Annotated in this window: 23 protein-coding genes and 3 tRNA genes; 9 read left to right on the top strand and 17 right to left on the bottom strand. The window is 41.5% G+C overall.

Going from position 1 to position 25,563, the window contains the following annotated elements:
- Position 1 precedes the first annotated feature (1 nt).
- The 4 genes from AAEY94_RS18695 to orn form a co-directional block, all read right to left on the bottom strand.
- Positions 2 to 77, bottom strand: a tRNA-Gly gene (locus AAEY94_RS18695).
- A gap of 93 nt (positions 78 to 170) precedes the next feature.
- Positions 171 to 246, bottom strand: a tRNA-Gly gene (locus AAEY94_RS18690).
- Positions 247 to 282: 36 nt separating this feature from the next.
- A tRNA-Gly gene (locus AAEY94_RS18685) sits at positions 283 to 358 on the bottom strand.
- Positions 359 to 503: 145 nt separating this feature from the next.
- On the bottom strand, positions 504 to 1,049 hold the full coding sequence (gene orn, locus AAEY94_RS18680) for an oligoribonuclease (RefSeq protein ID WP_011638756.1): 546 nt from the start codon (positions 1,047 to 1,049) through the stop codon (positions 504 to 506).
- A 112-nt stretch (positions 1,050 to 1,161) separates the two neighbouring features.
- On the opposite strand from orn, the gene rsgA reads away from it, so the two are divergent.
- The 7 genes from rsgA (at position 1,162) to AAEY94_RS18645 (ending at position 9,570) form a co-directional block, all read left to right on the top strand.
- Positions 1,162 to 2,223: a small ribosomal subunit biogenesis GTPase RsgA gene (gene rsgA, locus AAEY94_RS18675; RefSeq protein ID WP_101085231.1), complete on the top strand. Its 1,062-nt coding sequence runs from the start codon at positions 1,162 to 1,164 to the stop codon at positions 2,221 to 2,223.
- Between the two features lie 55 nt (positions 2,224 to 2,278).
- Complete coding sequence (gene asd / locus AAEY94_RS18670; RefSeq protein ID WP_101085230.1) at positions 2,279 to 3,145, top strand: archaetidylserine decarboxylase; 867 nt, start codon at positions 2,279 to 2,281, stop codon at positions 3,143 to 3,145.
- Positions 3,146 to 3,150: 5 nt separating this feature from the next.
- The gene (locus AAEY94_RS18665) at positions 3,151 to 4,023 is read left to right on the top strand and encodes a DMT family transporter (protein ID WP_101085229.1); all 873 of its coding nucleotides are present in this window, start codon (positions 3,151 to 3,153) and stop codon (positions 4,021 to 4,023) included.
- A gap of 18 nt (positions 4,024 to 4,041) precedes the next feature.
- Positions 4,042 to 7,278: a mechanosensitive ion channel domain-containing protein gene (locus AAEY94_RS18660; RefSeq protein WP_502959411.1), complete on the top strand. Its 3,237-nt coding sequence runs from the start codon at positions 4,042 to 4,044 to the stop codon at positions 7,276 to 7,278.
- A 24-nt stretch (positions 7,279 to 7,302) separates the two neighbouring features.
- Positions 7,303 to 8,037 carry a glycerophosphodiester phosphodiesterase gene (locus tag AAEY94_RS18655; protein WP_101085227.1) on the top strand — a complete coding sequence of 245 codons (735 nt, stop codon included), beginning with the start codon at positions 7,303 to 7,305 and terminating at the stop codon, positions 8,035 to 8,037.
- Positions 8,038 to 8,070: 33 nt separating this feature from the next.
- Complete coding sequence (locus tag AAEY94_RS18650; RefSeq protein ID WP_101085226.1) at positions 8,071 to 9,024, top strand: D-2-hydroxyacid dehydrogenase; 954 nt, start codon at positions 8,071 to 8,073, stop codon at positions 9,022 to 9,024.
- 354 nt (positions 9,025 to 9,378) lie between these two features.
- Positions 9,379 to 9,570, top strand: coding sequence for a bacterioferritin-associated ferredoxin (locus AAEY94_RS18645; RefSeq protein ID WP_011638763.1), 192 nt, complete (start codon positions 9,379 to 9,381; stop codon positions 9,568 to 9,570).
- A 93-nt stretch (positions 9,571 to 9,663) separates the two neighbouring features.
- On the opposite strand, the gene parC is transcribed toward AAEY94_RS18645, so the two are convergent.
- From parC to nudF, 7 genes are all read right to left on the bottom strand, one after another.
- The gene (gene parC, locus AAEY94_RS18640; RefSeq protein WP_101085225.1) at positions 9,664 to 11,967 is read right to left on the bottom strand and encodes a DNA topoisomerase IV subunit A; all 2,304 of its coding nucleotides are present in this window, start codon (positions 11,965 to 11,967) and stop codon (positions 9,664 to 9,666) included.
- Complete coding sequence (locus tag AAEY94_RS18635) at positions 11,960 to 13,060, bottom strand: PQQ-dependent sugar dehydrogenase (RefSeq protein ID WP_242445087.1); 1,101 nt, start codon at positions 13,058 to 13,060, stop codon at positions 11,960 to 11,962. Before AAEY94_RS18635 ends, parC begins: the two co-directional genes overlap by 8 nt.
- Positions 13,061 to 13,168: 108 nt before the next feature.
- Entirely contained in the window at positions 13,169 to 15,055 is a 1,887-nt protein-coding gene (gene parE, locus AAEY94_RS18630; protein WP_101085223.1) for a DNA topoisomerase IV subunit B, read from the bottom strand.
- Positions 15,056 to 15,125: 70 nt separating this feature from the next.
- A complete protein-coding gene (locus AAEY94_RS18625) occupies positions 15,126 to 15,698 on the bottom strand; it encodes a YqiA/YcfP family alpha/beta fold hydrolase (protein WP_162023876.1) in 573 nt (190 codons plus the stop codon).
- A 64-nt stretch (positions 15,699 to 15,762) separates the two neighbouring features.
- Complete coding sequence (gene cpdA / locus AAEY94_RS18620; protein WP_502959410.1) at positions 15,763 to 16,557, bottom strand: 3',5'-cyclic-AMP phosphodiesterase; 795 nt, start codon at positions 16,555 to 16,557, stop codon at positions 15,763 to 15,765.
- A 79-nt stretch (positions 16,558 to 16,636) separates the two neighbouring features.
- The gene (locus AAEY94_RS18615) at positions 16,637 to 17,074 is read right to left on the bottom strand and encodes a DUF1249 domain-containing protein (RefSeq protein ID WP_101085220.1); all 438 of its coding nucleotides are present in this window, start codon (positions 17,072 to 17,074) and stop codon (positions 16,637 to 16,639) included.
- Between the two features lie 39 nt (positions 17,075 to 17,113).
- Positions 17,114 to 17,740, bottom strand: a complete 627-nt coding sequence (gene nudF / locus AAEY94_RS18610; protein ID WP_101085219.1) for an ADP-ribose diphosphatase — start codon at positions 17,738 to 17,740, stop codon at positions 17,114 to 17,116.
- Between the two features lie 424 nt (positions 17,741 to 18,164).
- Here nudF and tolC point away from each other — a divergent pair, with 424 nt between their 5' ends.
- Positions 18,165 to 19,460, top strand: a complete 1,296-nt coding sequence (gene tolC / locus AAEY94_RS18605; protein WP_162023878.1) for an outer membrane channel protein TolC — start codon at positions 18,165 to 18,167, stop codon at positions 19,458 to 19,460.
- Between the two features lie 125 nt (positions 19,461 to 19,585).
- Here the strand turns inward: tolC and AAEY94_RS18600 are convergent, their stop codons facing one another.
- From AAEY94_RS18600 to AAEY94_RS18590, 3 genes are read right to left on the bottom strand one after another with little or no spacing between them, the layout of a single operon-like run.
- Positions 19,586 to 20,320: a TIGR04219 family outer membrane beta-barrel protein gene (locus AAEY94_RS18600; RefSeq protein WP_350979575.1), complete on the bottom strand. Its 735-nt coding sequence runs from the start codon at positions 20,318 to 20,320 to the stop codon at positions 19,586 to 19,588.
- 2 nt (positions 20,321 to 20,322) lie between these two features.
- Positions 20,323 to 21,294: a DUF2333 family protein gene (locus AAEY94_RS18595; protein WP_350979573.1), complete on the bottom strand. Its 972-nt coding sequence runs from the start codon at positions 21,292 to 21,294 to the stop codon at positions 20,323 to 20,325.
- 12 nt (positions 21,295 to 21,306) lie between these two features.
- Positions 21,307 to 21,795, bottom strand: coding sequence for a copper chaperone PCu(A)C (locus AAEY94_RS18590; RefSeq protein WP_011638774.1), 489 nt, complete (start codon positions 21,793 to 21,795; stop codon positions 21,307 to 21,309).
- 35 nt (positions 21,796 to 21,830) lie between these two features.
- Between AAEY94_RS18590 and AAEY94_RS18585 the strand changes: the two genes are divergently transcribed.
- Positions 21,831 to 22,568, top strand: a complete 738-nt coding sequence (locus AAEY94_RS18585; RefSeq protein ID WP_101085214.1) for an enoyl-CoA hydratase-related protein — start codon at positions 21,831 to 21,833, stop codon at positions 22,566 to 22,568.
- Between the two features lie 72 nt (positions 22,569 to 22,640).
- Here the strand turns inward: AAEY94_RS18585 and AAEY94_RS18580 are convergent, their stop codons facing one another.
- The 3 genes from AAEY94_RS18580 to dusA form a co-directional block, all read right to left on the bottom strand.
- Positions 22,641 to 22,841, bottom strand: coding sequence for a PspC domain-containing protein (locus AAEY94_RS18580; RefSeq protein WP_011638776.1), 201 nt, complete (start codon positions 22,839 to 22,841; stop codon positions 22,641 to 22,643).
- 181 nt (positions 22,842 to 23,022) lie between these two features.
- Positions 23,023 to 23,328, bottom strand: coding sequence for a hypothetical protein (locus AAEY94_RS18575; RefSeq protein ID WP_059744650.1), 306 nt, complete (start codon positions 23,326 to 23,328; stop codon positions 23,023 to 23,025).
- A gap of 734 nt (positions 23,329 to 24,062) precedes the next feature.
- Positions 24,063 to 25,112: a tRNA dihydrouridine(20/20a) synthase DusA gene (gene dusA, locus AAEY94_RS18570; RefSeq protein WP_162023880.1), complete on the bottom strand. Its 1,050-nt coding sequence runs from the start codon at positions 25,110 to 25,112 to the stop codon at positions 24,063 to 24,065.
- Positions 25,113 to 25,563 lie beyond the last annotated feature (451 nt).

Here is a 25,563-nt window from a genome sequence, read left to right as displayed (position 1 = left end):
TTGGAGCGACATATCAGGTTCGAACTGATGACCTATACCTTGGCAAGGTATCGCTCTACCAACTGAGCTAATGTCGCGTACTGTTTGCTTCATTGTAACAATCAACAAGGTATCGTCTTTCAACCTATGCCAACTGAGCTAATGTCGCATTACAAAATCATGTAGAAAATTGGAGCGACATATCAGGTTCGAACTGATGACCTATACCTTGGCAAGGTATCGCTCTACCAACTGAGCTAATGTCGCACATATTTCACTTTCTTTTAAAATCATACAGAAATTTGGAGCGACATATCAGGTTCGAACTGATGACCTATACCTTGGCAAGGTATCGCTCTACCAACTGAGCTAATGTCGCATACTTTCAAATTTCAAATTTCATTACAACTTTCATTACAACTTTCTATGACTCAGAGTTTGGCGCTCTGTAGAAAGTTGAGGCCGCATTATAGGTAAATTTTACTATGCTGCAACCCCCTTTTTAAAAAAAATTGTTCGATTGGTTAAATTTTAAATACTTCTTTGCGATAAAACTGCATTTCAGCAATAGATTCCTTAATATCTTCTAATGCTTGGTGAGTATTTTTCTTGCTGAAGCCATTCATTGTTTCAGGACTCCAACGACGAACCAATTCTTTAACTGTGCTGACATCAATGTTGCGATAATGAAAGAACTCTTCAAGTTCCAACATGTACTTATTCAAGAAGCGACGATCTTGACCAATACTATTACCGCACATTGGCGATGCGCCTTTAGGCACGTACTGAGCTAAAAAATCAATCGTTTGTGCTATCGCATCTTGTTCAGAACATTTACTGGCACGTACACGGTCAACTAATCCAGACTCTCCGTGATGTTTTTGGTTCCAATCATCCATGCCTGCTAGTACTTCATCGGTCTGATAAATGGCTAGAACAGGGCCTTGAGCAATGATATTGAGTTCTTGGTCGGTCACTAAGGTTGCAATTTCAATGACTCGATCGACATCTGGTTCTAAGCCTGTCATTTCCAAATCAACCCAAATTAGATTATTCGCATCAACAGCCATTTATGCCGCCTTATGTTATCTGTCGCCTAAATTCAGGCATTTTTATAAAAGAGTGTGTATCATACTGTTTTTTTGACACACAAAAAAACACCTATTTAATGAAGATAAGCCAGTGAGTAAAAAGAAACCCCTAAGCCAAGGCCAATTACGCCGAATGCGAGCGAATCAAACCAAGCGATTAAAGCGCGGTGACGATGACACTCAACAAGCTGAGTTACAGGATAACCTCTTAGGCCCTGAGCAAGCTGGAGTGGTTATTTCGCGCTTTGGTCAGCATGCCGACATCGAAACAGCTGACGGTACTGTATCGCGATGTAATATTCGCCGCGCAGTGACCAGTTTAGTTACTGGTGATAAAGTGGTGGTCCGATTAGCGACAGAAGTCCAATCTGGCTCCAGTATCGGTGGTATTGTTATCGCCGTTCACCCTCGAAAATCTTCTTTAACTCGACCAGATTTATACGACGGCGTAAAAATTATTGCCGCCAACATCGATCAAATCTTAATTGTGTCATCGGTATTGCCCAGCTTTACCACTCAAATTATTGACCGATACTTAGTGGCTTCAGAAGATACAGATATCACACCGATCATCATTCTCAATAAAATTGATTTATTGGATGACACTAATCGTGATGAAATCGAAACGGCATTAACGCGTTACCAAAATATTGGTTATCAGGTTTTCCGCGTCAGTAGTCACACCGGTGAAGGCGTTGAAGACCTTAAAGAATTACTCAATAACAGCGTCAGTGTTTTTGCTGGTCAGTCTGGTGTTGGCAAGTCTTCTTTAATCAATGCATTAATGCCTGATGCTGAATTGTTGATCGGAGATGTCTCTGGCAACTCAGGTTTAGGACAGCACACTACAACCACAGCCAAATTACTGCACTTTGTCAGCGGCGGTGATTTAATCGACTCACCTGGTGTTCGCGAATTTGCCTTGTGGCATTTGGATGCCATCAGAGTGGGCTGGTGTTTTGTTGAGTTTAGAGACTTTTTAGGATCGTGTAAGTTCCGCGATTGTAAACATGGCGACGACCCAGGTTGTGCTTTACAGCAGGCTTTAGCTGATGGAAAGATAACTCAAGACCGCTTTAGTAATTACCAACGTATTATTGCCAGTTTAGACGAGCAACGTCATGCACGACATTTTCGTGCTATTGATGAATAATACTCAATAGAATAATATTTTATGGTTCAACCAGATTAGAGAAAAGGAAAATACATTGGACTCAATTAAAATTGCTTTGCAATACATGCTACCAAAACATTTTCTGTCGCGTTTAGTGGGTAAGTTTGCTGCTGCGGAAGCAGGCGCTATCACCACGGCAGGAATTAAATGGTTTATCAAACAATACAAAATTGATATGTCTGAAGCACAGCAACCTGAGCCCGAAGCCTATAAAACGTTTAATGCATTTTTTACCCGTGCATTAAAGCCTGAACTCAGACCTATCTGCACAGAAAGTAATATGATGGCGCACCCTGTTGACGGTGCGGTAAGCCAATGTGGACCGATTGAAGCGGGCAATATTTTCCAGGCTAAAGGCCACACTTATACCTCTGAAGCATTGTTAGGTGGCAATAAGGCCGATGCTGCACGCTTTGATGGTGGGGATTTTGCCACCATTTATTTGGCCCCAAAAGATTACCATCGCCTGCATATGCCTATTACAGGTACATTATCAAAAATGACTTACGTGCCAGGTGATTTATTCTCGGTTAATCCACTTACCGCTCAAAACGTGCCAGGACTGTTTGCCCGTAATGAACGTGTTGTAGCTATATTTGAAACCGAAGTAGGTCCACTAGCAATGGTACTAGTTGGTGCAACCATTGTTGCCAGTATTGAAACCATATGGTCTGGCACGGTAACACCGCCAGGCGGTAAGCAAGTATTTAGCTGGGACTATCCAACCACGGGTCCAGAAGCGGTCACCTTAGAAAAAGGCGCTGAAATGGGCCGCTTTAAACTAGGCAGTACTGTGGTGATGTTATTTGCCCAAGATGCTATTGAAACATTTGCAGATGGTGTTGAACCAGGTGCAACAACTCGTATGGGTCAGCCGTTCGCTAAACTCACACAGCAGTAACCAACATGACAACAACTAAACCACACTCTGGCTTAGTTGAGTTACATATAGCCGTACTGCTCTTTGGTGGTACGGCTTTATTTTCTAAACTCATTCCCCTTAGCGCACTTAACATTACCTTTTTGCGCTGTATCATCGCCGCAATAGTACTCGCTGCAATGATTAAAACGACCAAACGCCCACTTAGATTACAACGCCAACAAGATTATTGGGCGGCCTTAGCGCTAGGCACTTTAGTGTGTCTGCATTGGGTAACCTATTTTGCAGCTATGCAGTTGTCATCTGTCGCCATTGGCATGATTGCATTTTTTACTTATCCCGTCATGACGGTATTAATCGAACCATTAATCAATAAAACGCAGCTCAAACTTGTCGATGTAATATCCGGTATCGCGGTATTAGCAGGCGTAATAATGCTGATCCCTGAGGCAAATCTGAATAACGACACCACCATAGGCATTATCGTTGGCGTTATTTCAGCAGCTTTATTTACCTGCAGAAATTTACTTCATAAACGTGTATTTTCGCAATATAGCGGTCCGCATGCTATGTTTTATCAAACACTGATAACGTTAATTCTATTGAGTCCTTGGCAAGATGTCGCTGCACAGCACATTAGCCAAACCACTTGGGGATTGATTCTGTTACTTGGCATAGTGTTCACCGCCTTACCTCATGCGTTATTTACTACAGCACTGCGTTTTTTAAGCGCTAAAACAGTGGGGTTAGTGTCGTGTTTACAACCGTTTTATGGTGCAGTGCTCGCATTATTGGTTTTAGACGAACAACTCACAACACCAACCCTTATCGGCGGAACCATTATTGTGGCAACGGCTTTATTTGAAACCCAACAAAGTCATCAAAAAAGTAGAGCATAATCACGCAAATTTGCTACCATGGCCTTACTCCAACCTGAGCAAAGTATTATGTTACGTTTAGCGTGTTTATTCCTGTGTTTCCTTATAGTTAATACACTGTCGGTTTCTGTATTCGCCAATACTCCCCTAACCCTAGATAAGCGTTTGGGGCTCAATAGCCAAGCCGAAAATCAGCCGCTTGATATCACATCTCAAATTGCAGAACTGCAAAGCAGCATTGAAAAGCTGCAAATAGAACAACAAACCTATACCAATATTGAACAATCTAACAACGAAACCAAACTATCACTTACAGGGCAGCTACGTGAAGCGCAAATAGCATTGAGTCTAGATGCGGATATAGACCTTGATCAGCAAGCTTCAATGGCCTACTTTCACTTATCGGAATTAAAAGAGACTGAGTCGAGCCTTAATGATAAGTTGCGCCTAATTTCACAACGTCAGACATTATTACCAGACTTAATCGTTCAGGCACAAAATGCCTTAACTCAACATAATAAAACCCTCCAAGTCCCGATTGAAACTCCGTTAGGTCAACGTAACAAACTTCAAGCAGAACTGCTAACGCAGCATATTGCGACCTTAGAATCGGAACGTTTAGCTAACCCTAAGCAATTAGAGATCACCCAACTACAACAACAGCTCAATCGCTTATCGTTAAGCCAACAAGAAACCTTTATCGAGCTTATCAACAAACATAATATTGAGTATCGTCAGCAGCAAACCGCAGACACCATAGCCAACAACTTAATTGATGCCCAAGAGCTAGCCGACCCATTGTCTCAAGATTTAAGCAAATTGAATCAACATTATGCAGAACAATTACAAAAACTTACTAGCAATATAAAATCTGCGATAGAGAAACAGCAACGCATTGAAAAACGCTATCAATCGCAAAATGCACAGCTATCAAACGTGCTTGAGCAAATTACCTGGGTTAAAACTAATTCTGCATTTGGCGATCGTTTTTTACAAATGCTGCAATCATTGCCGAAACCGCCCAATCTCGACAAATTGCAAACTGAATTAGCTGACACACGGCTAGAGCGCTACCAATTAGAACAACAACAAGCGTTAAATAGTCAGCAACTCGATGACAGCGAAATGTTTAATGAAACCCAAATCAAATTATTGCAATCACAGCAAGTATTGATAGAGCAGCTACTGCAAAGCTATGATCGATATTTAGCTGAATTTGCAAAATTGCGCATTGGGTATGAACAGTTAAATCAACTGCATAACACATTAAAAAACACTCTTAATGAGCATTTGTTTTGGGTACCTAACGCCCCTAGCATTGGCGCGTTATGGCTAATTGATTTAAGCCACAGTAGCGTTTGGTTGCTGCAACCGAGTCAGTGGCAGTCATTACAACAAGCGTGGTCCGAACAAAGTAATTATTGGGCTTGGTGGGGAATTTTATTATTGTGCTGTTTAATGGCACAAGACATGCTGACACCTAAGTTCAATAAAGCGATTGGGCGCTATGCCATCTTTGTCGGTAATGTGACTCAAGATAAATTTAAATACACCATCAAAACCTTAATCATCAGCTTAGTGTATGCCCTAATAAAACCCTTACCGGTGATCATGGCTGGGTTTATATTCTCGCGATCAGAGCAAAACATGGTGTATGCCGTCGGAGTGGGCATCTTAGCCATTGGTGTCTGTTATCTCATTTATCAATTCTTTTACTTATTAACCGTTGATAAAGGCATTTTGATTAGCCACTTCAGACGGCCCAAAAAAATTGTTAAACAAGCACAACAAACCATGGCTTCATTTGTCATGGTATCGGCACCATTAATCGGCTTAATGGGTTTCACCGAAGCACTAGATACTTCATTAGTACGCAACAGCCTTGGCCGCGGGGCATTTATCGTTTTCTGTATTTTGTTATGCCTGTTGTATAAAGATATCATGTTACTTATTGGCCAATATCGTAAAAATAAGCCTAACGCCACTAACATGGAGTTGATTCAAAAAGCGGTATGGGCACTTCTAGTTGTCACGCCAATTTTTAGCGCTATCTTAGCGGGAATAGGTTACTACTTCACGGCTTTCCAGCTGCTATTACAGCTACAAATATCGGTACTGTTAGGCTTAGGTTTCTTACTTACCTATCAGCTCATTAAACGTTGGATGTTAATCGAGCGTCGCTTAATAGCCTTTGACCGTGCCAAAGCTAAACGTGCAGAGCGTCTTGCACAGCGTGAAAGAGGCGAAATGAATAATGAGCCGATAGAAACCTACGAAGAACCCGTCGTTGATTTAGAAACCATCTCTAGCCAATCGTTAGGCTTAGTAAGATCGATCCTAATCTTAGCTTTTTTTGCCAGCTTATTAGGCATTTTGGCGCAAACGCATACCGCGGTATTCTCATTTTTAGATGGCATTACCTTATGGACCACCAATAGCAATGTAAATGGTATTGAGCAACAAGTGCCCATTACATTAAAGTCGATTTTATTTGGCATCATGTTAGTCGGGTTCTCAGTCGTTATTGCGAAGAATCTTCCCGGTTTACTTGAATTAATGCTCTTACAAAGACTCGATTTATCACCAGGCACAGGTTTTGCGATTACCACGGTAAGTAGCTACCTTGTGGTATTTTTTGGCACGTTGTTCGGTTTTTCAACCTTGGGCATGGAATGGTCAAAATTACAGTGGTTAGTTGCCGCATTATCAGTGGGCTTAGGTTTTGGCCTCCAGGAAATTTTTGCCAACTTTATTTCCGGTATTATCATTCTATTTGAAAAACCGATCCGTATTGGCGATACCGTCACCATTAGAGATCTCACTGGTACTGTCAGTAAAATCCAGATTCGAGCAACCACAATTGTCGATTGGGACCGTAAAGAAATTATCGTGCCTAACAAAGCCTTTATCACCGAGCAATTGGTCAACTGGTCTTTATCAGATCCAATTACCCGCGTTATCGTCACGGTATCTGTGTCTCGTGATTCAGATCCAACCAAAGTAGAAATGCTATTGCATCAAGCGGTGCGCGAATGTGATTTATCATTAACCAGCCCAGAACCCGAAGTGTGGTTTGCTGGTTTTGGTCAACACACACAAGATTATGAAGTACGTTCGTATGCTAAAGACATGTCTGATCGTTGGCCGCTGCGCCATAATTTACATAAGCGTATTAGTAAAAAATTGAAAGACAATAATGTTGAACTTGCCTACCCTCAGATGGAAGTTCATATTAATCATGCGCCTAAAGAATCCACAGGATTATACAAGGGCTAAGCTAAGTATTGATTAAGGACACCTATGCTCGTTTTTGCTCACCGCGGCGCCAGCGGTTATGCTCCTGAAAACACCTTAGCCGCAATGGACAAAGCGCTCGACTTGGGTGTTAATGCCATTGAACTGGATGTGCATTGCGTTGAAGGTGAATTAGTGGTGTTTCATGATCGCCGCTTAGAAGGTAAATCAACCGGAACAGGGCTAATCCATTTAACCACCAAGGCAGCATTGGCTCAATTTACGGTTGGCGGACAAGCAATCCCCACATTGTGGCAAGTACTCGAACGAGTCAGTGTTAGCAGCAAAGGCTCTTGTACTATTAACATCGAATTAAAAGGCATTGGCTGCGTACAACCGTTTATTGCCTTATATCCTCAAGCCTTAGAGCAACTTAGTTTCACCCCAGAACAACTGTTAATATCATCCTTTAACCATCCTTATTTGGCGCAGATAAAACAGTCTTTTCCGCACGCGGTGATCGCACCATTATTAGCAGGCATTCCGCTCGATCTAGCTACAATAATGACCACACTTAATGCCTATTCAATTAACCTTGATGTTGGTTTTATTAATCAAGCCATTGTTGATGATGCCCACCAGCGAGGCGGCAAAGTGTTTGTTTATACGGTTGATAACCCACAAGATATTCAAGCGTTAAAAGCGATGGGCGTGGACGGTATATTCAGTAATTACCCAGATAAAGCCATCGCTGCTGCAATGATGCCGATAACAACCGATTATAGCGCTTGGTTTGAATAATCTAGTTATCCAACGTTCGACAATGAGGTTAATGTGGCACATAAACTGTTATTACTCACCAGAGAAAACGATCAATATAGGCAACTATTAACAAAACTTTGCCTGCCGAACCTCGAAATTGTTGACGATCTGATGGTTGATGATTCTGGCCATTACACCGGCGGCAATATTAACGATGCCGATATTTGGTTAGCAGAACCTCATCTAGCGGCTTCATTATTGCCGCATGCAACAGCACCAAAATGGTTACAATCTACCTTTGCCGGTATCGATGCATTAATGCATCCATCGTTACCACATGATTATTTACTCACCAACATTCGCGGTGTATTTGGCCCGCTTATGAGTGAATATGTTTTTGGTTACCTGCTAAGCCATTATCGCCACCATAATGCGTACACTCAACAGCAACAACAGCAGCGTTGGTTACCGGGTAGTTATGGTACTTTGCAAGGAGTCAAACTATTAATATTAGGCACCGGCTCTATCGCACAGCACCTTGCAAAAACAGCCCATCATTTTGGTATGACTGTCAGCGGGCTTAATCGAAAAGGTGCTCCTGTTAGTGGCTTTGATAACATCGACACCATTGATAAATTAGCCGACTATTTGCCTCTAGCAGATGTGATTGTTAGCGTATTGCCCAATACACCTCAAACCAAGCACATATTAAATGCGGCTAATCTGTCGTTATTAAAAGCAGATGCCATGTTATTTAATATTGGCCGAGGTAACGCCATTGAATTAGATGCGTTACAAGCTGAATTAACCTTACAACCACAACGTCAAGCCATATTAGATGTATTCGAACAAGAGCCCTTACCTGCTGATCATCCACTATGGCATTACCATAACGTCACTATCACACCGCATATCGCTGCACCAAGCTTCCCTGAACAAGTAACACAAATTTTCAGCCACAACTATCAACTATGGCAACAATCTAAACCATTACAATATGTGGTCGACGTTAAACAAGGTTACTAAAGCTGCAATCAATTTAGGATTAACAGGGAAGGCTTGCGGAGATTTTGATCACTTTGGTGTATAACATCAAGCATGTACTTAATCTAATCCAGCTAGCATCTAACATTAACCACTTTCACAGTTCTCTTCACTCATCGAACTAAATTCATTTATATCAATACGTTAATTAACAACTGGTTTATGCCGGGACTAATATCGCGGTGCTGGTTTATCGGAAAAAGGTGAGCCAGATCAAACTGTATTAAAAATGATCGCTACATAAGCAAAATAGTTATTGCCAATGATAACTGTTTTCATTTAGAATTAGATTACTTTCTAGCTCAGACCATTTTTTTGAATGAAGAGGCTTTCCCTATGTTCGTTTGTCTTTGTCATGCGATTACCGACACTCAAATCAAAGCAGCTGTTAGCTTAGGTGACAGTTCGTTAGCTGATGTAAAGAAACGTCTTGGCGTTGCAGACCAATGCGGCAAATGTGCCCGCATGGCTAGTCAAATAATTCAAACACAGCTTGAGTACGAACCTAATTTCTATGAAGTTGCCTAGTCGCATTAATATATAAGTCGACTCTGCTTCCATAAAAAAATGCTGCTCATATGACATATGAGCAGCATTTTTTTATTCTACAATCCAGCATTCTTACTCGTTTATATCCAGATTATCGTCTTGCAAGCCGTCTTCTGCCAATGGTCCCATTTCGACATCAACACTGTCTACGCGTTGTAATCCTCTCGGTAACTTAGCACCACGTCGACCTCGCTCACCACGATAGTGCTCTAAATCGCTTGGTTTCAATGTTAGCTTGCGCTTACCGGCCCACAAGGTTACTGCGGTATTATGCGGCACTACATTTAAGTGCAAAAGTAACTCTTCACGATTTTTAGCGCGATCGGTTGGAATACCAATAATCTTATTGCCTTTACCTTTTGATAGCTGTGGCAATGCATCTAAGCTAAACATCAACATACGGCCTTCAGAGGTAATGGCTAACAACGATTGCTCTGCCGTTTTATTGATTAACTTTGGCTGTAGAGCTAACGCATTGGTTGGCAGACTGAGTAGTGCCTTACCGGCTTTATTGCGGCTAACCAAATCTGGGTAAGCACAAATAAAGCCATAACCAGCATCGGTTGCCAACAAGAAGAACTGTTCATCTTCGCCCATGAGTACATGTTGCATCGTCGCGCCAGGAGCCATATTAAAGCGTGTGGTAATTGGCTCGCCTTGGCTGCGCGCCGAAGGCAACGTATGACTGTCTGTGGCAAATGCACGTCCAGTCGAATCTATAAACACCGCAGCTTGGTTACTCTTGCCCATCACGCTACAAAGATAACTGTCACCAGACTTATACGATAAGCCTTCTACATCGACATCATGGCCTTTAGCACAACGTACCCAGCCTTTATCAGACAATACAACTGTGACAGACTCAGTTGGCGTTAACTCTTGCTCAGTCAGCGCTTTGGCATCTAAACGTTCAATAATTGGCGAGCGACGATTATCACCATAAGTCTCACCATCTTGGATTAATTCTTTTTTCACTAAGGTTTTCATGCGACGTTCTGAGCTTAACAATAACTCTAATTTGTCACGTTCTGCCGCAAGCTCATCTTGCTCACCTTTAATTTTAAATTCTTCAAGCTTGGCTAAATGACGTAATTTTAACTCTAAAATTGATTCAGCTTGTTTATCTGACAAGTTAAAGCGTGCCATCAACTCGGCTTTAGGTTCGTCGTTATAACGAATAATTTCAATCACTTCATCAATGTTTAAAAACGCAACCATCAACGCTTCTAAAATATGTAACCGGGCTAATACTTTATCAAGTCGATATTGCAAGCGGCGAGTGACCGTTGTAAGGCGGAACTCCAACCACTCGGTTAACAGTTGTTTCAGACCTTTTACTTTCGGACGACCGTCCAGTCCCAACACATTTAGGTTAACTCGAAAGCTTTTTTCAAGATCTGTCGTCGCAAATAAATGGGTCATTAGCTGATCACAATCAATGCGATTTGAACGAGGTACAATCACTAATCGCACTGGGTTTTCATGATCAGACTCGTCACGTAAATCAGACACCATCGGCAGCTTTTTAGCCTGCATTTGATTGGCGATTTGCTCTAAAATTTTACCGCTACTGGCTTGATGCGGTAATGACGTAATGACAATCTCGCCCTGCTCTTCACTGTAAACTGCACGCGCTCTGATTGAGCCTTTACCAGTTTCATAAATCCGCTCAATATCAGCTCTAGGAGTAATAATTTCGGCTTCTGTTGGATAATCAGGACCAGGAACAAACTCCATTAGGCGGGCTAAATCAGCTTTAGGATTATCGATTAGCTCTATACAGGCGCCTACTAATTCACGCACGTTATGCGGCGGAATATCCGTTGCCATGCCCACTGCGATACCGGTAATACCATTCAATAATATATGCGGTAATCGTGCTGGTAAGGTTACAGGCTCTTTCATGGTGCCATCAAAGTTAGGGCTCCAATCTACGGTACCCTGCCCTAATTCCGACAATAACACTTCAGAAAACTTTGATAATCTAGCTTCGGTATAACGCATTGCAGCAAATGACTTAGGGTCATCTGGCGCACCCCAGTTACCTTGGCCGTCAACCAGCGGATATCGATAGGAAAATGGCTGCGCCATTAACACCATAGCTTCGTAACACGCACTATCACCGTGCGGGTGATATTTACCTAACACGTCGCCGACAGTACGGGCTGATTTTTTGTGTTTAGATTGCGCTGATAAGCCTAATTCGCTCATTGCATAGATAATGCGGCGTTGGACAGGTTTTAGACCATCACCAATGTGCGGTAGGGCGCGATCCATAATCACGTACATGGAATAATTTAAATAAGCCCCTTCGGTAAAGCGCCTCAGCGGCATTTGCTCTACACCATCAAGGCTTAATTCAATCGCATCACTCATTATTCGTTTCCTGTGATTGTTCGGGTGCATTATAAAACAAGCGGTAAATATTACCTTTTAGATCATCTGAAATGTACATTGCACCATCAGGCGCATTAATTACATCAAATGGACGTGCTACCGGAAATTCTCCATCCAGAAAACTCACCACGGTTTCACGTTTAATAATTTTGTTATCTTCCATTTCAAGCATCACAATTTGATAACCGACTTTACTTGAACGGTTCCACGAACCATTTTCAGCCACAAAAATCTGTTTGCGATAACGTTCAGGAAATTGCTCGCCTCGGTAAAAGCTTAATCCCGTTGCAGCAACATGGGCTGGTAATTCAAATTCGGGCAGGGTGATGTTTAAATTTTCCGGTTTATCATAGGCGGGTTCAATAACATCTTTACCGTGCAAATAAGGAAAGCCAAAATGGCTGCCTTTAACGTCTAAACGGTTTATCTCATCAGCGGGAATATTATCGCCCATCCAATCTCGGCCTAAATCAGCAAACCATAACTTGTTAGTATCGGGTGACCAATCAAAGCCAATAACACTGCGAAGCCCAGAAGCTACTTGCTCACTAGCACCGGTATCGACATTAATCGCTAATATACTGCCAAATGGCGAAGCAGCCTCGCACACATTACAAGGCGAGCCGATGGCAATGTACAAACGTCCGTCGGGTCCAAAATGCATCGAACGCGAATACTTTTTGTCTAAGCTTGGTAAATTTGAATACACTTCACGCGCACGGCTAGGACGACGCAAGCGAGACTCAATCTCTTCAAAACGGATAATGCGATCGTCTTCAGTGACGTATAATGAACCATCATGAAAGGCTAACGCTTCAGGATAATCGAGGCCTCTGGCAATAAGATAACGTTTATCAACTTGGCCATTTTGATCGCTATCAACTAGCGCATAAACAGTGCCACTTTTTTGAGAGCCTACAAAAAGAGTGCCCTCATCGCCTACAGTTAATTGCTTAATATCACCTAAATCGGAAGCATATAAACTTAATCCAAAACCTTTGGTAACGGTAATCATCACCGATTGCGCAGCAGAGGCTAAAATAGGCGTCAGGGCTAAAAACATAACCCCCATGAAGGCGAATTTACCGCCCAAATTTACGTAAGATCGTAATCTAATATATTGCATGCTAATTATCTTTTGCCTTATGTTATACATTATTATTGGCACTAAGAAACACGGCTAAAGTAACGCTAGGTCACCTTTGGTTTCTAACCAACTTTTACGATCCGGTGCACGCTTTTTGGCAAGTAACATATCCATTAATGCCACGGTCTCATCGGCATCATCAATGGTTAATTGCACTAAGCGTCTAGTATTGGGATCCATAGTGGTTTCACGTAGCTGCAACGGGTTCATTTCACCCAGACCTTTAAAACGAGTCACTTGCACTTTACCTTTTTTATTTTCTGCCGCTATACGGTCTAAAATACCGGTTTTTTCCGCTTCATCCAAAGCGTAAAAAACCTCTTTACCGATATCAATACGAAATAACGGTGGCATTGCAATATACACATGACCATTGTTAACTAATACACGATAATGCTTTAAAAACAACGCACACAACAATGTCGCAATATGCAGCCCATCAGAATCCGCATCGGCTAAGATACAAATTTTACCATAACGTAATTCTGAAATATCATCACTGTCAGGATCGCAACCAATCGCAATCGAAATATTATGTACCTCTTGCGACGCTAACACTTGTCCGGAATCAACTTCCCAGGTATTTAAAATCTTACCTCTTAGCGGCATAATCGCTTGAAACTCGCGGTCTCGAGCTTGTTTAGCGCTACCACCAGCAGAATCACCCTCTACTAAAAACAACTCTCCTCGCATTGGGTCTTGGCCACTACAATCGGTTAACTTGCCCGGTAACGCAGGTCCAGAAGTGACTTTTTTACGCGCGACTTTTTTGGCTGCCTTTAAGCGCCGCAATGCATTGCCAATACACAATTCTGCCAACTGCTCTGCTAACTCAGTATTAGAATTTAACCACAACGAAAAGGCATCACGAGCAATACCAGAAACAAATGCAGAGCTTTGACGGCTCGATAATTTTTCTTTGGTTTGCCCAGCAAATTGTGGATCTTGCATTTTTATCGATAAAATAAACGCCGCACGGTCCCAAATGTCTTCGGGCGACAACTTAATTCCCCGAGGAACAAGATTGCGAAATTCACAAAACTCACGCATAGACTCAAGCAAACCTTGTCTAAACCCATTCACATGAGTACCACCTAATGGTGTCGGAATTAAGTTAACGTAGCTTTCACTTAAACTTTCGCCACCTTCTGGTAACCATGTAATAGCCCACTCAGCAGCTTCTAATTTGCCTTTAAAGCTGCCAACAAAAGGCTCTTCAGGTAATAAAACCGAGTCTTTTATCGCTTCTTTGAGGTAATCAGTTAAGCCACTTTCATAAAACCATTCATGCACATCACCATTTTGTTTATTGGTGAATTTAATCCGCAAACCAGGGCACAATACCGCTTTAGCTCGCAGAATATAAATTAATTTACTGACCGAGAAATTAGGTGAATCAAAATAACTTACATCGGGCCAAAAATGCACTCGGGTCCCGGTATTGCGACGTCCACAAGTACCCGTCACCACCAACTCTTCGACCTTAAAACCATTCTCAAAGGCCATTTCGTATATTTGTGCATCACGGCGAACGCTGATTTCAACTCGGGTGGATAAGGCGTTAACAACAGAAATACCAACCCCGTGTAAACCGCCCGAGAATTGGTAGTTTTTATTGGAAAACTTACCGCCAGCGTGCAATTTAGTTAGGATCAGTTCAACCCCAGGAATGCCTTCTTCAGCGTGAATATCCACCGGCATACCGCGGCCATCATCGGTCACTTCAAGGGAATTATCAGTATGGAGTACAACTTCAATTTTAGTCGCGTGTCCTGCCAGAGCTTCATCAACACTGTTATCAATGACTTCTTGCCCAAGATGATTTGGTCTAGAGGTGTCGGTATACATACCTGGACGGCGTTTTACCGGGTCAAGTCCATTAAGGACCTCAATAGCGTCAGAAGTATATTGGTTGCTCATAATCCACACATTTGGAGTTAAATAGAGCCAAAGTTAGCTCAAATTGATCGTTGTTTGTAACGGTAGAAAGTTACAACTGAATAAATTTACATATTTTGTCTAATTGTTGTTCATAGCCGACAAAACTGTGGTCGCCATTAGGCTCTAAATGTAATTCACAGCTATGGTACTTATGTAATGCTTGTCGATAATCTAACACTTCGTCACCAGTTTGCAACAGCACCAGAAAACGATCCGGGTGCCGGATCACGTGAGTATTATACAGGGCGACATCATCTTGATGCTGCGGCAACACTTGATAATGCTCATTGGTATAAGGATTATATTGAGGCCCGATAAACTCTTCAAATAATTCGAACGGTTTTACCGCCGGATTAATCAAAACAGCTCTGCCACCATACGTTTCGGTTAAATAACTGGCAAAATAGCCACCTAACGACGAGCCAATAAAGCGCAATATCTGCCCTTGCCGTTTCGCTTGCTCAGCGATGTTGCACAATAAAGCCATAGCAGCAGAGGGTGATGAAGGTAATTGTGGTTGGTGAAAGTCGACTTGTGGATAATGTTGCTGAATATAGTGTGCGGTTTGAACGGCCTTATCCGACTGAGGAGAACTATTAAAACCATGTATATAAAGCAGCATATTCCCTCGCGAGACGGTTAATCAATACTTAACGTCCCTTAGTAACATAAGATGACGCACTAAACTAGTATCCGCTGGCCTCATTATCGGGTGCAAATCGATTTCCAGGCACGCGATACACATTAGTACGAATGCTACCATCGCCTGCCAACTCCAGCAAACGATAACCCGGTTGACGATGATCTAAGGCGAAATAGGAGGATAATGGTTTAAACTGAATACACGTCGATGGTGTCGCCATTAGTGGAATAGGACCATGCGGTCCACGATGAATATTATCGACTTGTTGGTGTACGTGCCCCCAAAGAACGCCTTTCACTTGCGGGTAGCGACTTGTTCGTTGCAAAAAGTCTTCGCCATTCATCATGCAATGCTGATCTAACCAAGCGCACTGCATTAAAATAGGATTATGGTGCATCACTAATAACACATGTTTATCTGGTGTCGCCTTAATTGAAGCCTCGATCAATGCAAACTGCTGTTCGCCCATATAGCCACCAGGCTTACCACGAACAGTTGAATCAAGCATTAATATTAGCCAGTTACCAATAATTATCCGTTGTTGACCAAACACTTTTTCACCCTGCATACGCAGACTCATTAAGCGAGGATCATCGTGGTTTCCGGGTAAGTAATGACAAGGCAGATCTAACATCTCAATCTTCTGCACAAAGTGCTGATAAGACTCAGGTGAATAATCTTGGCTAATATCTCCCGTAGCCAATAAAATATTGGCGGGATATTGGGTTGCAATAAACGTATTCAACACGGCTTGAAGACTTTGTGCCGTATTAACACCAAGCAATTGACCTTCAGGATCAGCAAAAAGATGCGGATCCGTCACTTGTACTAATCGCACAGGCTCATTTTCAGCAACAGAATATGCACTGCGTCTTTAAGCACAAAATATTCCTAACATGGTAAAAAGAAGAAAAAAGCTACGATTGGCAAGTCACTCTCAGAGACCCAATCTTCAACAGCTCCTCAAGGAATGCATTCACCTGAAATTTTTCATCGCTATGATGCATATGTATATTCGGGTAATCATACACTGGCTTTAAGCGATAAATCTGTTGGCTAGTTAACACTTCTGCTAATTGAGCATCATGATAGACACGAACAATTGCGTTTGGAGATTTAAAAAAATGTCCATTTGGTATAGGGCGCGATATTTCGATTAACTGAGTATATTTAGTATTCTCAAGAAGATTGATCGACAACTGGCCAAACTCACCTTCAACCTGCCAAGGCACATTGACCGTAATTTGATCGGGTAACCATTTTAAAATATGTGCATAATTTCGACCACATACCGCTAAAAATGCGCTGATATTGGGTTGATATTTTTGCTTCTGTCTCTGGTTAAACTCTGCCACTCAATCATTCCTATCTTGCTTATCACCATGTTCAATAAACTAAAGTGCGTCACGAATCTGTTGGTAGTTTAGCATCAACCATTGGATGCCTAATACCGTCGATGCATTGTCAATGCGACCATTATTAATCCACTCATAGGCTTGTTCACGGCTAACAACATGCACACGAATATCTTCATTTTCATGTTCAAGTCCGTGTATTCCGCCAGCTTTGGTCGTATCAACCTGCCCCCAAAACAAATGAAAACGCTCTGAAGTGCCACCAGGACTGACTAAGTAACTGTTTATGCGTGTTAAACCTAATAGACTTAATCCAGCTTCTTCGGCCAATTCTCGCTCTGCAACTTGTTCTGGAAATTCGCCGGGCTCAATCATACCTGCCACTAACTCAAGAAGCCAGATTGATTTAGTAGTTGCTAATGCAGGTACCCTAATTTGTTCGATTAATACAATTTCATCACGAACCGGGTCATAAGGCAGTACAACCACCGCATTACCGCGCTCAAAAACCTCACGGGTAATCTCACCACTCCAGCCACCTTTAAACAACTTATGCTTAAAGGTGTATTCGTCCAACTGGAAGAAACCTTTATACAACACTTTTTTAGATATCAAACTAAAACCTGACTCTGCGTCAAAGGTTGTTAACACCGATTGCTCAGACATATTTATCCTTGTCTATCAAAACATAAACTAACGGGTCATTTTAACAGTTTAAATTAACATAATTAAGAACTAAGCATTTGAGCTTGAAAAAGCAAAAACGGGTCTAATTAAAATAAAATCTGTTACACTTCAAATTTGACTTGAAAATGAAAAAATCACTACTATTAAGTAGTGCACAATATGTAGTAATCGACATGACATAATCGATATATTGTGAGCAATATGTAATCAACAATGAAATGTCGACATTGAACGACGCTATCATCTGTAAATTATTGTGCATATTCATTAAGCAAGTGAGTTAACACTGATTGCCGAGTTAAGATTAAATGATGATAAATCATTCACTTAACCAAGAGCATGACCAAATTATAAGTTAATCAACACCTCAAATTACCGAGGAATTGTCTAAAAAGGGCAGCAAATGAAATTCAAAATTGGTTCATTATACGCAGCATTAGCATTTGCTATTGCAGCACCAGCAGTACAAGCTGACGATTTACTTCAAATATATCAGCAAGCACTCACTAGCGACCCTATCGTTTTACAAGCCAAAGCACAACGTGATGCGTTATACGAGAGTATTCAAGAAAACCGTGCACCGTTATTACCAACCATCAGCGCAAACGTTGGTTATGCCAAAGCGTGGAACGATCCTTTAGCAGACACCGACGGTTTAACGGGTGGTGTTAGCTTAACTCAAGTTATATACGATCATAGTGCATGGGTTGGTTTAGATCTTGCTGAAATGGCAGCATCTCAAGCCGACTCAACTTATGCATCGTCATTACAATCGTTAATCACTCGCGTAACTAAAGCGTACTTTGACGTATTAACGGCTAAAGATAACTACGAGTTCCAAGGTGCAGAAAAAGCCGCCATTGAACGTCAGCTTGAACAAACTAAGCAACGTTTTGCAGTCGGCCTAACCGCAATTACTGATGTACATGAAGCTCAAGCACAATATGACTTAGCATCAGCATTAGAAATTTTGGCTCAAAATACCCTAGACAATAGCTACGAAACATTACGTGAAATTACTGGTATAGATCATAAATCAATTGATATTCTTGATACTAACCGTTTTTCAGCCGTTACACCTGCCCCAGCATCGTCTGCTGCTTGGTTAAAAATGGCCGAAACCAATAGTATCGATTTAATGACTCAACGTATCGCTAAAGATATCGCCAATGAAACCATTAAATTGTACAAAGCTGGCCATATGCCTTCATTGAACTTCAATGCTGGTTACAACAAAGGCGTTGATCAAACGCCTGGTCCAGATTATGACAACAGCAATGTTGGTATCACGTTAAGCATTCCAATTTTTGAAGGCTTTAAAGTCACCTCTCAAGTGAAGCAAGCGCAATTCCGATATGTGGAAGCTAGCGAGAAATTAGAGCAAACTCATCGTAGCGTTACCAAAAACGTGCGTAATAACTTTAACAACGTGAATGCGTCTATCAGTTCAATCAAAGCGTATGAGCAATCAGTTATTTCATCTGAAAGCGCGCTAAAAGCAACCCAAGCTGGTTTTGAAGTGGGTACGCGTACAATTGTTGATGTGCTAAACCGTACACGCGACTTATATGATTCAAAGCGTCAACTATCTGAAGCTCGTTATGGTTATATTAACTCTATATTAGCGCTTAAACAGGCTGCGGGTACGTTGAACGAAGATGATGTTATCTCGATTAACAGCGGACTTATTGCTCAATAAGCACTAGTCACTAAGCACTAAGCACTAAGCTTACACAAAAATAAGCTCCCACAAAAAAACCGCCAATTGGCGGTTTTTTTATAGGCATTACAATTATTTATATAATCGTTAAGCTCGATACCGAATTAGAAAACTAATTCAACACCAGCAAATGCACCACTAAAGTCAGTATTCTGAGAAACACCAGAGAAGTTGCTTACATCAAAATTGAACTCGCGGTAACCAACACGGATAGAAGTATCGACAGCTAATCCGTCAAACTGCCATCCTAAACCTGCACCGTAGTCATATACATTAGATTCATCTACACCGATCATTACATCAGCAAAGCCAAACAAACCTAAACCAATCATGCCGACTTGTGCACTGGCGTATCCCATCACGATACCGCTATCGATATCCACCTCTTCTGGGTGACCTGCATCAGCAACACGTAATGAACCACTCATTAACTTGTATGCCGCACCTAAATCAACTGACACTAAATCGTTATCAAGAATTTCGTAATACAATACAAAGTCAGTATTGCTTAAGTCATTCGTCACCGATGTTGCGCCAGTAAAATTGTGACCGTTAAAGTTAAAGTCGGCATTAGCAAGACTCGTGCTCGACTCAAGACGGTTTTCACGAATTTTAACATTAGGCACAAACGGCAATGGATGCTCAACAGCAATCCACAAGCTACCCTGTGAAGAATCATCATTAAAGCTGTGAGCAACACCACTATCATCATTAAATGCATTTGTGGTGTCTGCCTGCCAATAATCAGCGCCTACTTTAAAACCCAATACAGTTGCCGCATGAGCCGATGACACACTTAAAAGGCCCACTACAGCTGTGGCAAGAAGAGTCTTTTTCATCATTATCCTTGTGAGAGTAAATTAGTTAAATCAATTACCGCGGCATTTGCACGCGAAATATAATTAGCCATCACCAACGAGTGATTAGCCACTAAACCAAAACCATTTCCATTAAGAACCAAAGGGCTCCAAACTGTTTGCTGAGTTGCTTCAAGTTCACGAATAATTTGACGTAAACTGACCTCAGCGTTTTTCTTTTCTAACACATCGGCAAAATCAACTTCAATTGCCCGCATAAAATTCAATAATGCCCAAGCTGAACCACGGCTTTCATAAAATACATCATCAATTTTCCACCAGCTGGTTTTAATTTCATTACTTGATAAACCAGGTGTAGATTGACGCGCAGACGAATCACCTGCTAAATCAGTATTTAATCGTTCTTGGCCCACACTGGCAGATAAGTGTTGCGACATACTGCCTAAACGTTTCTGAACTTCTTTAAGCCATTCATTGAGATTATCTGCACGAGCATAAAACTGAGCATTATTGTTATCAGCGTCGTTGATTTTAGCACGGTAAAGTTTCAATAATTTGATAGCATCACGATATTCACCTTCGGCGCTTGGTACTAACCAACTGGTGTTATCGATGTTTAACTTCGAATGAGCGCCTAACAAATCAGTATCCGCAGTAGACTGCGACTGTGAACGACTAAACTCTTTACGCATAGTCAGTGCTAAATCACGCACTTGTTCTAATGCACCAAATTCAAATGCAGGCATGTTATCCATCATTACCGACGGAGGCATAATATCATTAGACAGCCAACCACCTGGTTTAGCCAGCAAGGTTTCCATTGTGTCAATTAATGCAGTTGTTGTGGCATAACCCACAATTAACTTACCGTTATCAGTTTGCGACGATACCGGCTTAATTGGATTCGGCTCAACGCTCCACCACACGCTAACAAAGTAAAGTACTAAACCCAGCACACCAAAAACGGCTAAAATTTTATTCCTTGTTACTTGCATCAATATTGCTCCTTAATGATGGTGATGATGTTCTGCATGTTCATCATGTTGAGCCGCGGCTTGTTTAAGCACAGTAAGCTCAATCATAAGATGCTGACCATCTTCAAAAATTAATTCTAAAGGCACTTTGTCATCAATAACCAATGGCGCAGTTAACGACAACAACATCACATGGTCGCCAGTAGGTTGAAGTGTTAACGAACCGTGAGACGGTATGGTAAACCCTTCGACTTGACGCATTTTAACCATGCCATCTTCTTCTAAAATTGTATGCAACTGCGCTACTTTTGCCACACTCGTCTTCACTTCAACTAACTTAACATCACTGTTGTTATGATTTTCTAACGTAAAATAAGCGGCGGTATTGGGCACACTCGCAGGCATAGCTCTAACATGTCCATCGACCAAGACAACGTTAGCAGTGGCTGCGAATGATAATGATGATAACACTAAAAAGTTAAACAGATGTTTGAATATTGCTTTCAATGTCTTAAACTCCATGTAATCCCACTCGCGTTCACAACAGGAAGCTACGAATGAGTCATATTCAGGTAAGAGATGATCAAGGCGTGCGTATCATCAGTTTTAATCGTCCAGAAAAGCGCAATGCCTTTAATCTAGAAATGTATCAGCAATTCACAGAATACCTGATCCAAGGTGAAGCCGACAATGATATTCGTGCCTTTCTGTTCCATGGTACCGAAAACTGTTTTACCTCTGGCAATGATATCGTCGATTTTCTGCAAAGTGGTGCCTTAGATGACAATCATCCAACCGTTAAATTCTTGTTTTGTTTGTTAGATCTTAAAAAGCCTGTGGTTGCAGCGGTAACCGGAGCGGCTGTGGGAATAGGAACAACTCTACTATTGCATTGCGACTTAGTGTACGCCGACAATCAGGCTAAATTCCAAATGCCATTTGTCAATTTAGCGCTAGTACCAGAAGCAGCCTCAAGCATCTTGTTACCCTTAATTGTTGGCCAACAAAAAGCGGCTGAACTGATTTTACTGGGCGAAGCCTTTGATGCAGAGACGGCTGAAAAATTAACCATTATTAACCGCGTGGTTGCGCAAGACGAGCTCATTAGCTTCAGTCTAGCGCAAGCAAAAAAATTGGCAGCTCTGCCACCATTATCTATGCAAGCATCAAAACGGCTTTTACGTCATAACCAGGCAGAAGTTAAAGCTCAGATGAAATTAGAATTAGTTGAGTTTGCTGAACGCTTACAAAGTAACGAAGCAAAACAACGCTTCCAAGCTTTCTTAAAAAAATAACCACATACATCAATGCATAACCTATCTGCGGGGTAATTAAACTTCCCCCGCTTACTCATTACTGGGCAAGCCTTAAAATCGAGATGTTTTTTGACTCATCACCACTGCAATCACAAAGTACGCAAGTAAACTAATACTTGGATTGGTTAGCACTAATCCTACTGTCACAATACGAGTCCAAAGTAATGACCAGCCATATTGTTTTGCTAACTTCGCAGATACGCCACATACAATTCGAGTTTCATCTTGTAATCTATTGATTAAACGGTTCATATTATCCTCTCGTACTTAATAAGGTTTATTCTAAAAGCAATGAGTTAAGATTAAGCTTGGTCATTAATGCTTGGCCAAAACAGCCAGCTGACTAACATCGCACACAATGCAAAACTGATAACTGGCAATAACAATAACGACATTAATGGCAGCACCAAGCCTATATTCATCGCCCCATCCATTACTTATTCTCAGCAGCTACAGCGGTACTCACTTGTGGTTGTTCAAAGCTAGCAAACTCTAAAGCTGAATTAATTTCAAAAACTTGTTCAGCAATTTGAGTTTGCAACGACAGCATTAACTCTTGCTTCACATTTGAAATCATCTCTTGGCTCGCTTGCGTCATATTCTGTTCTAGCGCAGCGACTGTATTAGAGATTGAAATTTCATCTGCTTGTGCCGAAACACTGGCGGTAACCAATAATGCTGCAGCAATTGATAGTTGAACACTACGGCGAATCACGTTGGTTGAAGTTAATGTAGACATAATGGCATCCTTTCTTGTGTTGGTTAATGGCAACTAAACACCCGTCTAGTTGATTACACAATAGGTATTACAAGCTGCGTGCCAACTTTCAAAAACCACTCTAACCACTTAATTTGTAAACCAAATAAATTAATTATAGTTTATATAACTGAACTAAAGTCGTGAGCAAAAAACCAACAGGTAGTAAAATTAACCATATAGTTAGTGAAAATGACCAGTGATTTTTATTAAGCATCTTAGCAAGACTAAAACGTCGTCAGAAATAGCCCAATATTACCACCCACCGAAAAGCTACAGCGAAGTAAGTGCTTAGATGAGTGGCTGAAGTAGAGGTTAAATTAACGGCGAGATTAATAGTTGATGAATGTGATGGTTACGCTGACAGAGTTAATGATTGAGATAATGGATGAGTTAATAATTGAGAAAATGATTGCGTGAGTGACAGGTTTAGTAACTGGATTCGTGACAATAGTTACTGACAATAGTTACTGACGGTCTAGCCTTTCTAGGTCTTATCATAGGTAATTGTCTTGGCCACTTTTGTCTAGCAGGCTTTATGGATTCTCGAGCTGATTTTACAAGCGAGTTAAAAAATCAAAAAGCGCCTAATAAAAGACGCTTTTGATATGCTAACGGCTATTGTTAATATAACCGTCTGGGCGTTTATTTGACAACGTATTCTATTGAAATACCTCGCGATATAACTTCTCGATATAACCTATTAATATAAAGTGTTATATCAAAGTCGATTCGTCACTGGCCAATGCTTCGGCATCAACAAACTCAGCGGCTTTAAGCACTACCCCAATATCAGCATTAGGCTTATGAGCATTCTCACTTAAATGACGACGCCAGCCACGTGAACCCGGCAATCCTTGAAATAAACCAATCATATGACGAGTAATGTGGTTTAACCGACCGCCTTGGGCTAAATGAGCCTCAATATACGGCAACATTTGCTCAATCACTTGCTGACGAGTAATCACCACGGTATCGAGTCCACACAATTGCTGATCAACTTGCGCCAATATATAGGGGTTTTGATAAGCTTCACGCCCCACCATCACTCCATCTAGCTGGGTTAGATGCAGCTTAGATTCTTCAAGGGTTTTAATGCCACCGTTAATGCTGATGTTCAAGTGTGGATAATCACGCTTTAACTGGTAAACCCGATCATAATCTAGCGGCGGAATTTCACGGTTTTCTTTCGGGCTTAACCCTTGTAACCAGGCTTTACGCGCATGAATAGTAAATGCACTACAACCTTGAGCGCTCACGGTTTCAATAAAATCCGTTAAAAACTGATAACTGTCTTGCTCATCAATCCCAATACGGGTTTTTACCGTGATCGGCATATCGGTTACCTGCTTCATCGCATCAACACATTGCGCTACTAACGCAGGTTCAGCCATTAAACACGCACCAAAGCGACCATTCTGCACTCTATCAGACGGACACCCTACATTGAGGTTCACTTCATCATAACCGCGCTCAGCAGCCAATTTGGCACACGCCGCTAAATCCACAGCGTTAGAGCCACCCAACTGTAACGCTACAGGATGCTCTTGCTCGTTATAAGCTAAATAGTCGCCCTTACCTTGTAATATAGCACCCGTGGTGATCATCTCGGTATACAACAAGGCTTTGCTCGACATAAGGCGTGCAAAGTAACGATAGTGGCGGTCAGTCCAATCCAGCATCGGCGCAATGGAAAAGGTGCGATCAAGCGTATCTGTTGGTATGACTAGCTTTGGTGTTGTATTCACTGAATTCTTTATACTCATAATTTGCGGTATTGATGCACCTTTTTAGCTGCATTTTGGGTAATCGTTGTTGCACAAGGAGCCAGTAAAAAAGTCATAAATTAGGCTAAAACAACTGGGCTGCCCTAAGTAATGGCTAATTATATCATTAACCCATCATCGAGAAGCAAGTGTCTACTGATTTAGGGAAAGATCACGGTGCGATAGAGTGTATACGTTGGTATGGCTAGCTTTGACGTTGTATTCACTGAATTAACACCTCTCACGTTTTTGAGTTTTTCACACATTTTAAGACGCTTTTACACGTTTTTAGAGGCCAGGGGAACCATAATGAATTGGGCAAATAAAAGTGGGGAACCAAAATTATGGCGTCTTATAGCATTCATAAACATGATAAAGCTGATGGTGCATGTAAGTACCGTTGCTTAATTCGCGTAAAGAAAGGCCACCAATTGGTAGCCACGGTTATTGA

Source organism: Shewanella sp. AC34-MNA-CIBAN-0136 (assembly GCF_040309945.1).
Lineage (GTDB): Bacteria > Pseudomonadota > Gammaproteobacteria > Enterobacterales > Shewanellaceae > Shewanella.
Note: the sequence above shows the minus strand (reverse complement) of the source record. Positions and strands in the feature narration are given on the sequence as shown.

What these genes read in the sequence shown, in the direction of transcription:
- AAEY94_RS18600 (WP_350979575.1), bottom strand. Translation starts at nt 20,320, where the DNA reads ATGAAAAAGACTCTTCTTGCCACAGCTGTAGTGGGCCTTTTAAGTGTG.
- AAEY94_RS18635 (WP_242445087.1), bottom strand. Translation starts at nt 13,060, where the DNA reads ATGGGGGTTATGTTTTTAGCCCTGACGCCTATTTTAGCCTCTGCTGCG.
- AAEY94_RS18660 (WP_502959411.1), top strand. Translation starts at nt 4,042, where the DNA reads ATGGCCTTACTCCAACCTGAGCAAAGTATTATGTTACGTTTAGCGTGT.
- dusA (WP_162023880.1), bottom strand. Translation starts at nt 25,112, where the DNA reads ATGAGTATAAAGAATTCAGTGAATACAACACCAAAGCTAGTCATACCA.
- orn (WP_011638756.1), bottom strand. Translation starts at nt 1,049, where the DNA reads ATGGCTGTTGATGCGAATAATCTAATTTGGGTTGATTTGGAAATGACA.
- AAEY94_RS18585 (WP_101085214.1), top strand. Translation starts at nt 21,831, where the DNA reads ATGAGTCATATTCAGGTAAGAGATGATCAAGGCGTGCGTATCATCAGT.
- parC (WP_101085225.1), bottom strand. Translation starts at nt 11,967, where the DNA reads ATGAGTGATGCGATTGAATTAAGCCTTGATGGTGTAGAGCAAATGCCG.
- nudF (WP_101085219.1), bottom strand. Translation starts at nt 17,740, where the DNA reads ATGTCTGAGCAATCGGTGTTAACAACCTTTGACGCAGAGTCAGGTTTT.
- AAEY94_RS18595 (WP_350979573.1), bottom strand. Translation starts at nt 21,294, where the DNA reads ATGCAAGTAACAAGGAATAAAATTTTAGCCGTTTTTGGTGTGCTGGGT.
- parE (WP_101085223.1), bottom strand. Translation starts at nt 15,055, where the DNA reads ATGAGCAACCAATATACTTCTGACGCTATTGAGGTCCTTAATGGACTT.
- AAEY94_RS18655 (WP_101085227.1), top strand. Translation starts at nt 7,303, where the DNA reads ATGCTCGTTTTTGCTCACCGCGGCGCCAGCGGTTATGCTCCTGAAAAC.
- AAEY94_RS18590 (WP_011638774.1), bottom strand. Translation starts at nt 21,795, where the DNA reads ATGGAGTTTAAGACATTGAAAGCAATATTCAAACATCTGTTTAACTTT.
- AAEY94_RS18625 (WP_162023876.1), bottom strand. Translation starts at nt 15,698, where the DNA reads ATGCTGCTTTATATACATGGTTTTAATAGTTCTCCTCAGTCGGATAAG.
- AAEY94_RS18665 (WP_101085229.1), top strand. Translation starts at nt 3,151, where the DNA reads ATGACAACAACTAAACCACACTCTGGCTTAGTTGAGTTACATATAGCC.
- tolC (WP_162023878.1), top strand. Translation starts at nt 18,165, where the DNA reads ATGAAATTCAAAATTGGTTCATTATACGCAGCATTAGCATTTGCTATT.
- AAEY94_RS18645 (WP_011638763.1), top strand. Translation starts at nt 9,379, where the DNA reads ATGTTCGTTTGTCTTTGTCATGCGATTACCGACACTCAAATCAAAGCA.
- AAEY94_RS18580 (WP_011638776.1), bottom strand. Translation starts at nt 22,841, where the DNA reads ATGAACCGTTTAATCAATAGATTACAAGATGAAACTCGAATTGTATGT.
- AAEY94_RS18575 (WP_059744650.1), bottom strand. Translation starts at nt 23,328, where the DNA reads ATGTCTACATTAACTTCAACCAACGTGATTCGCCGTAGTGTTCAACTA.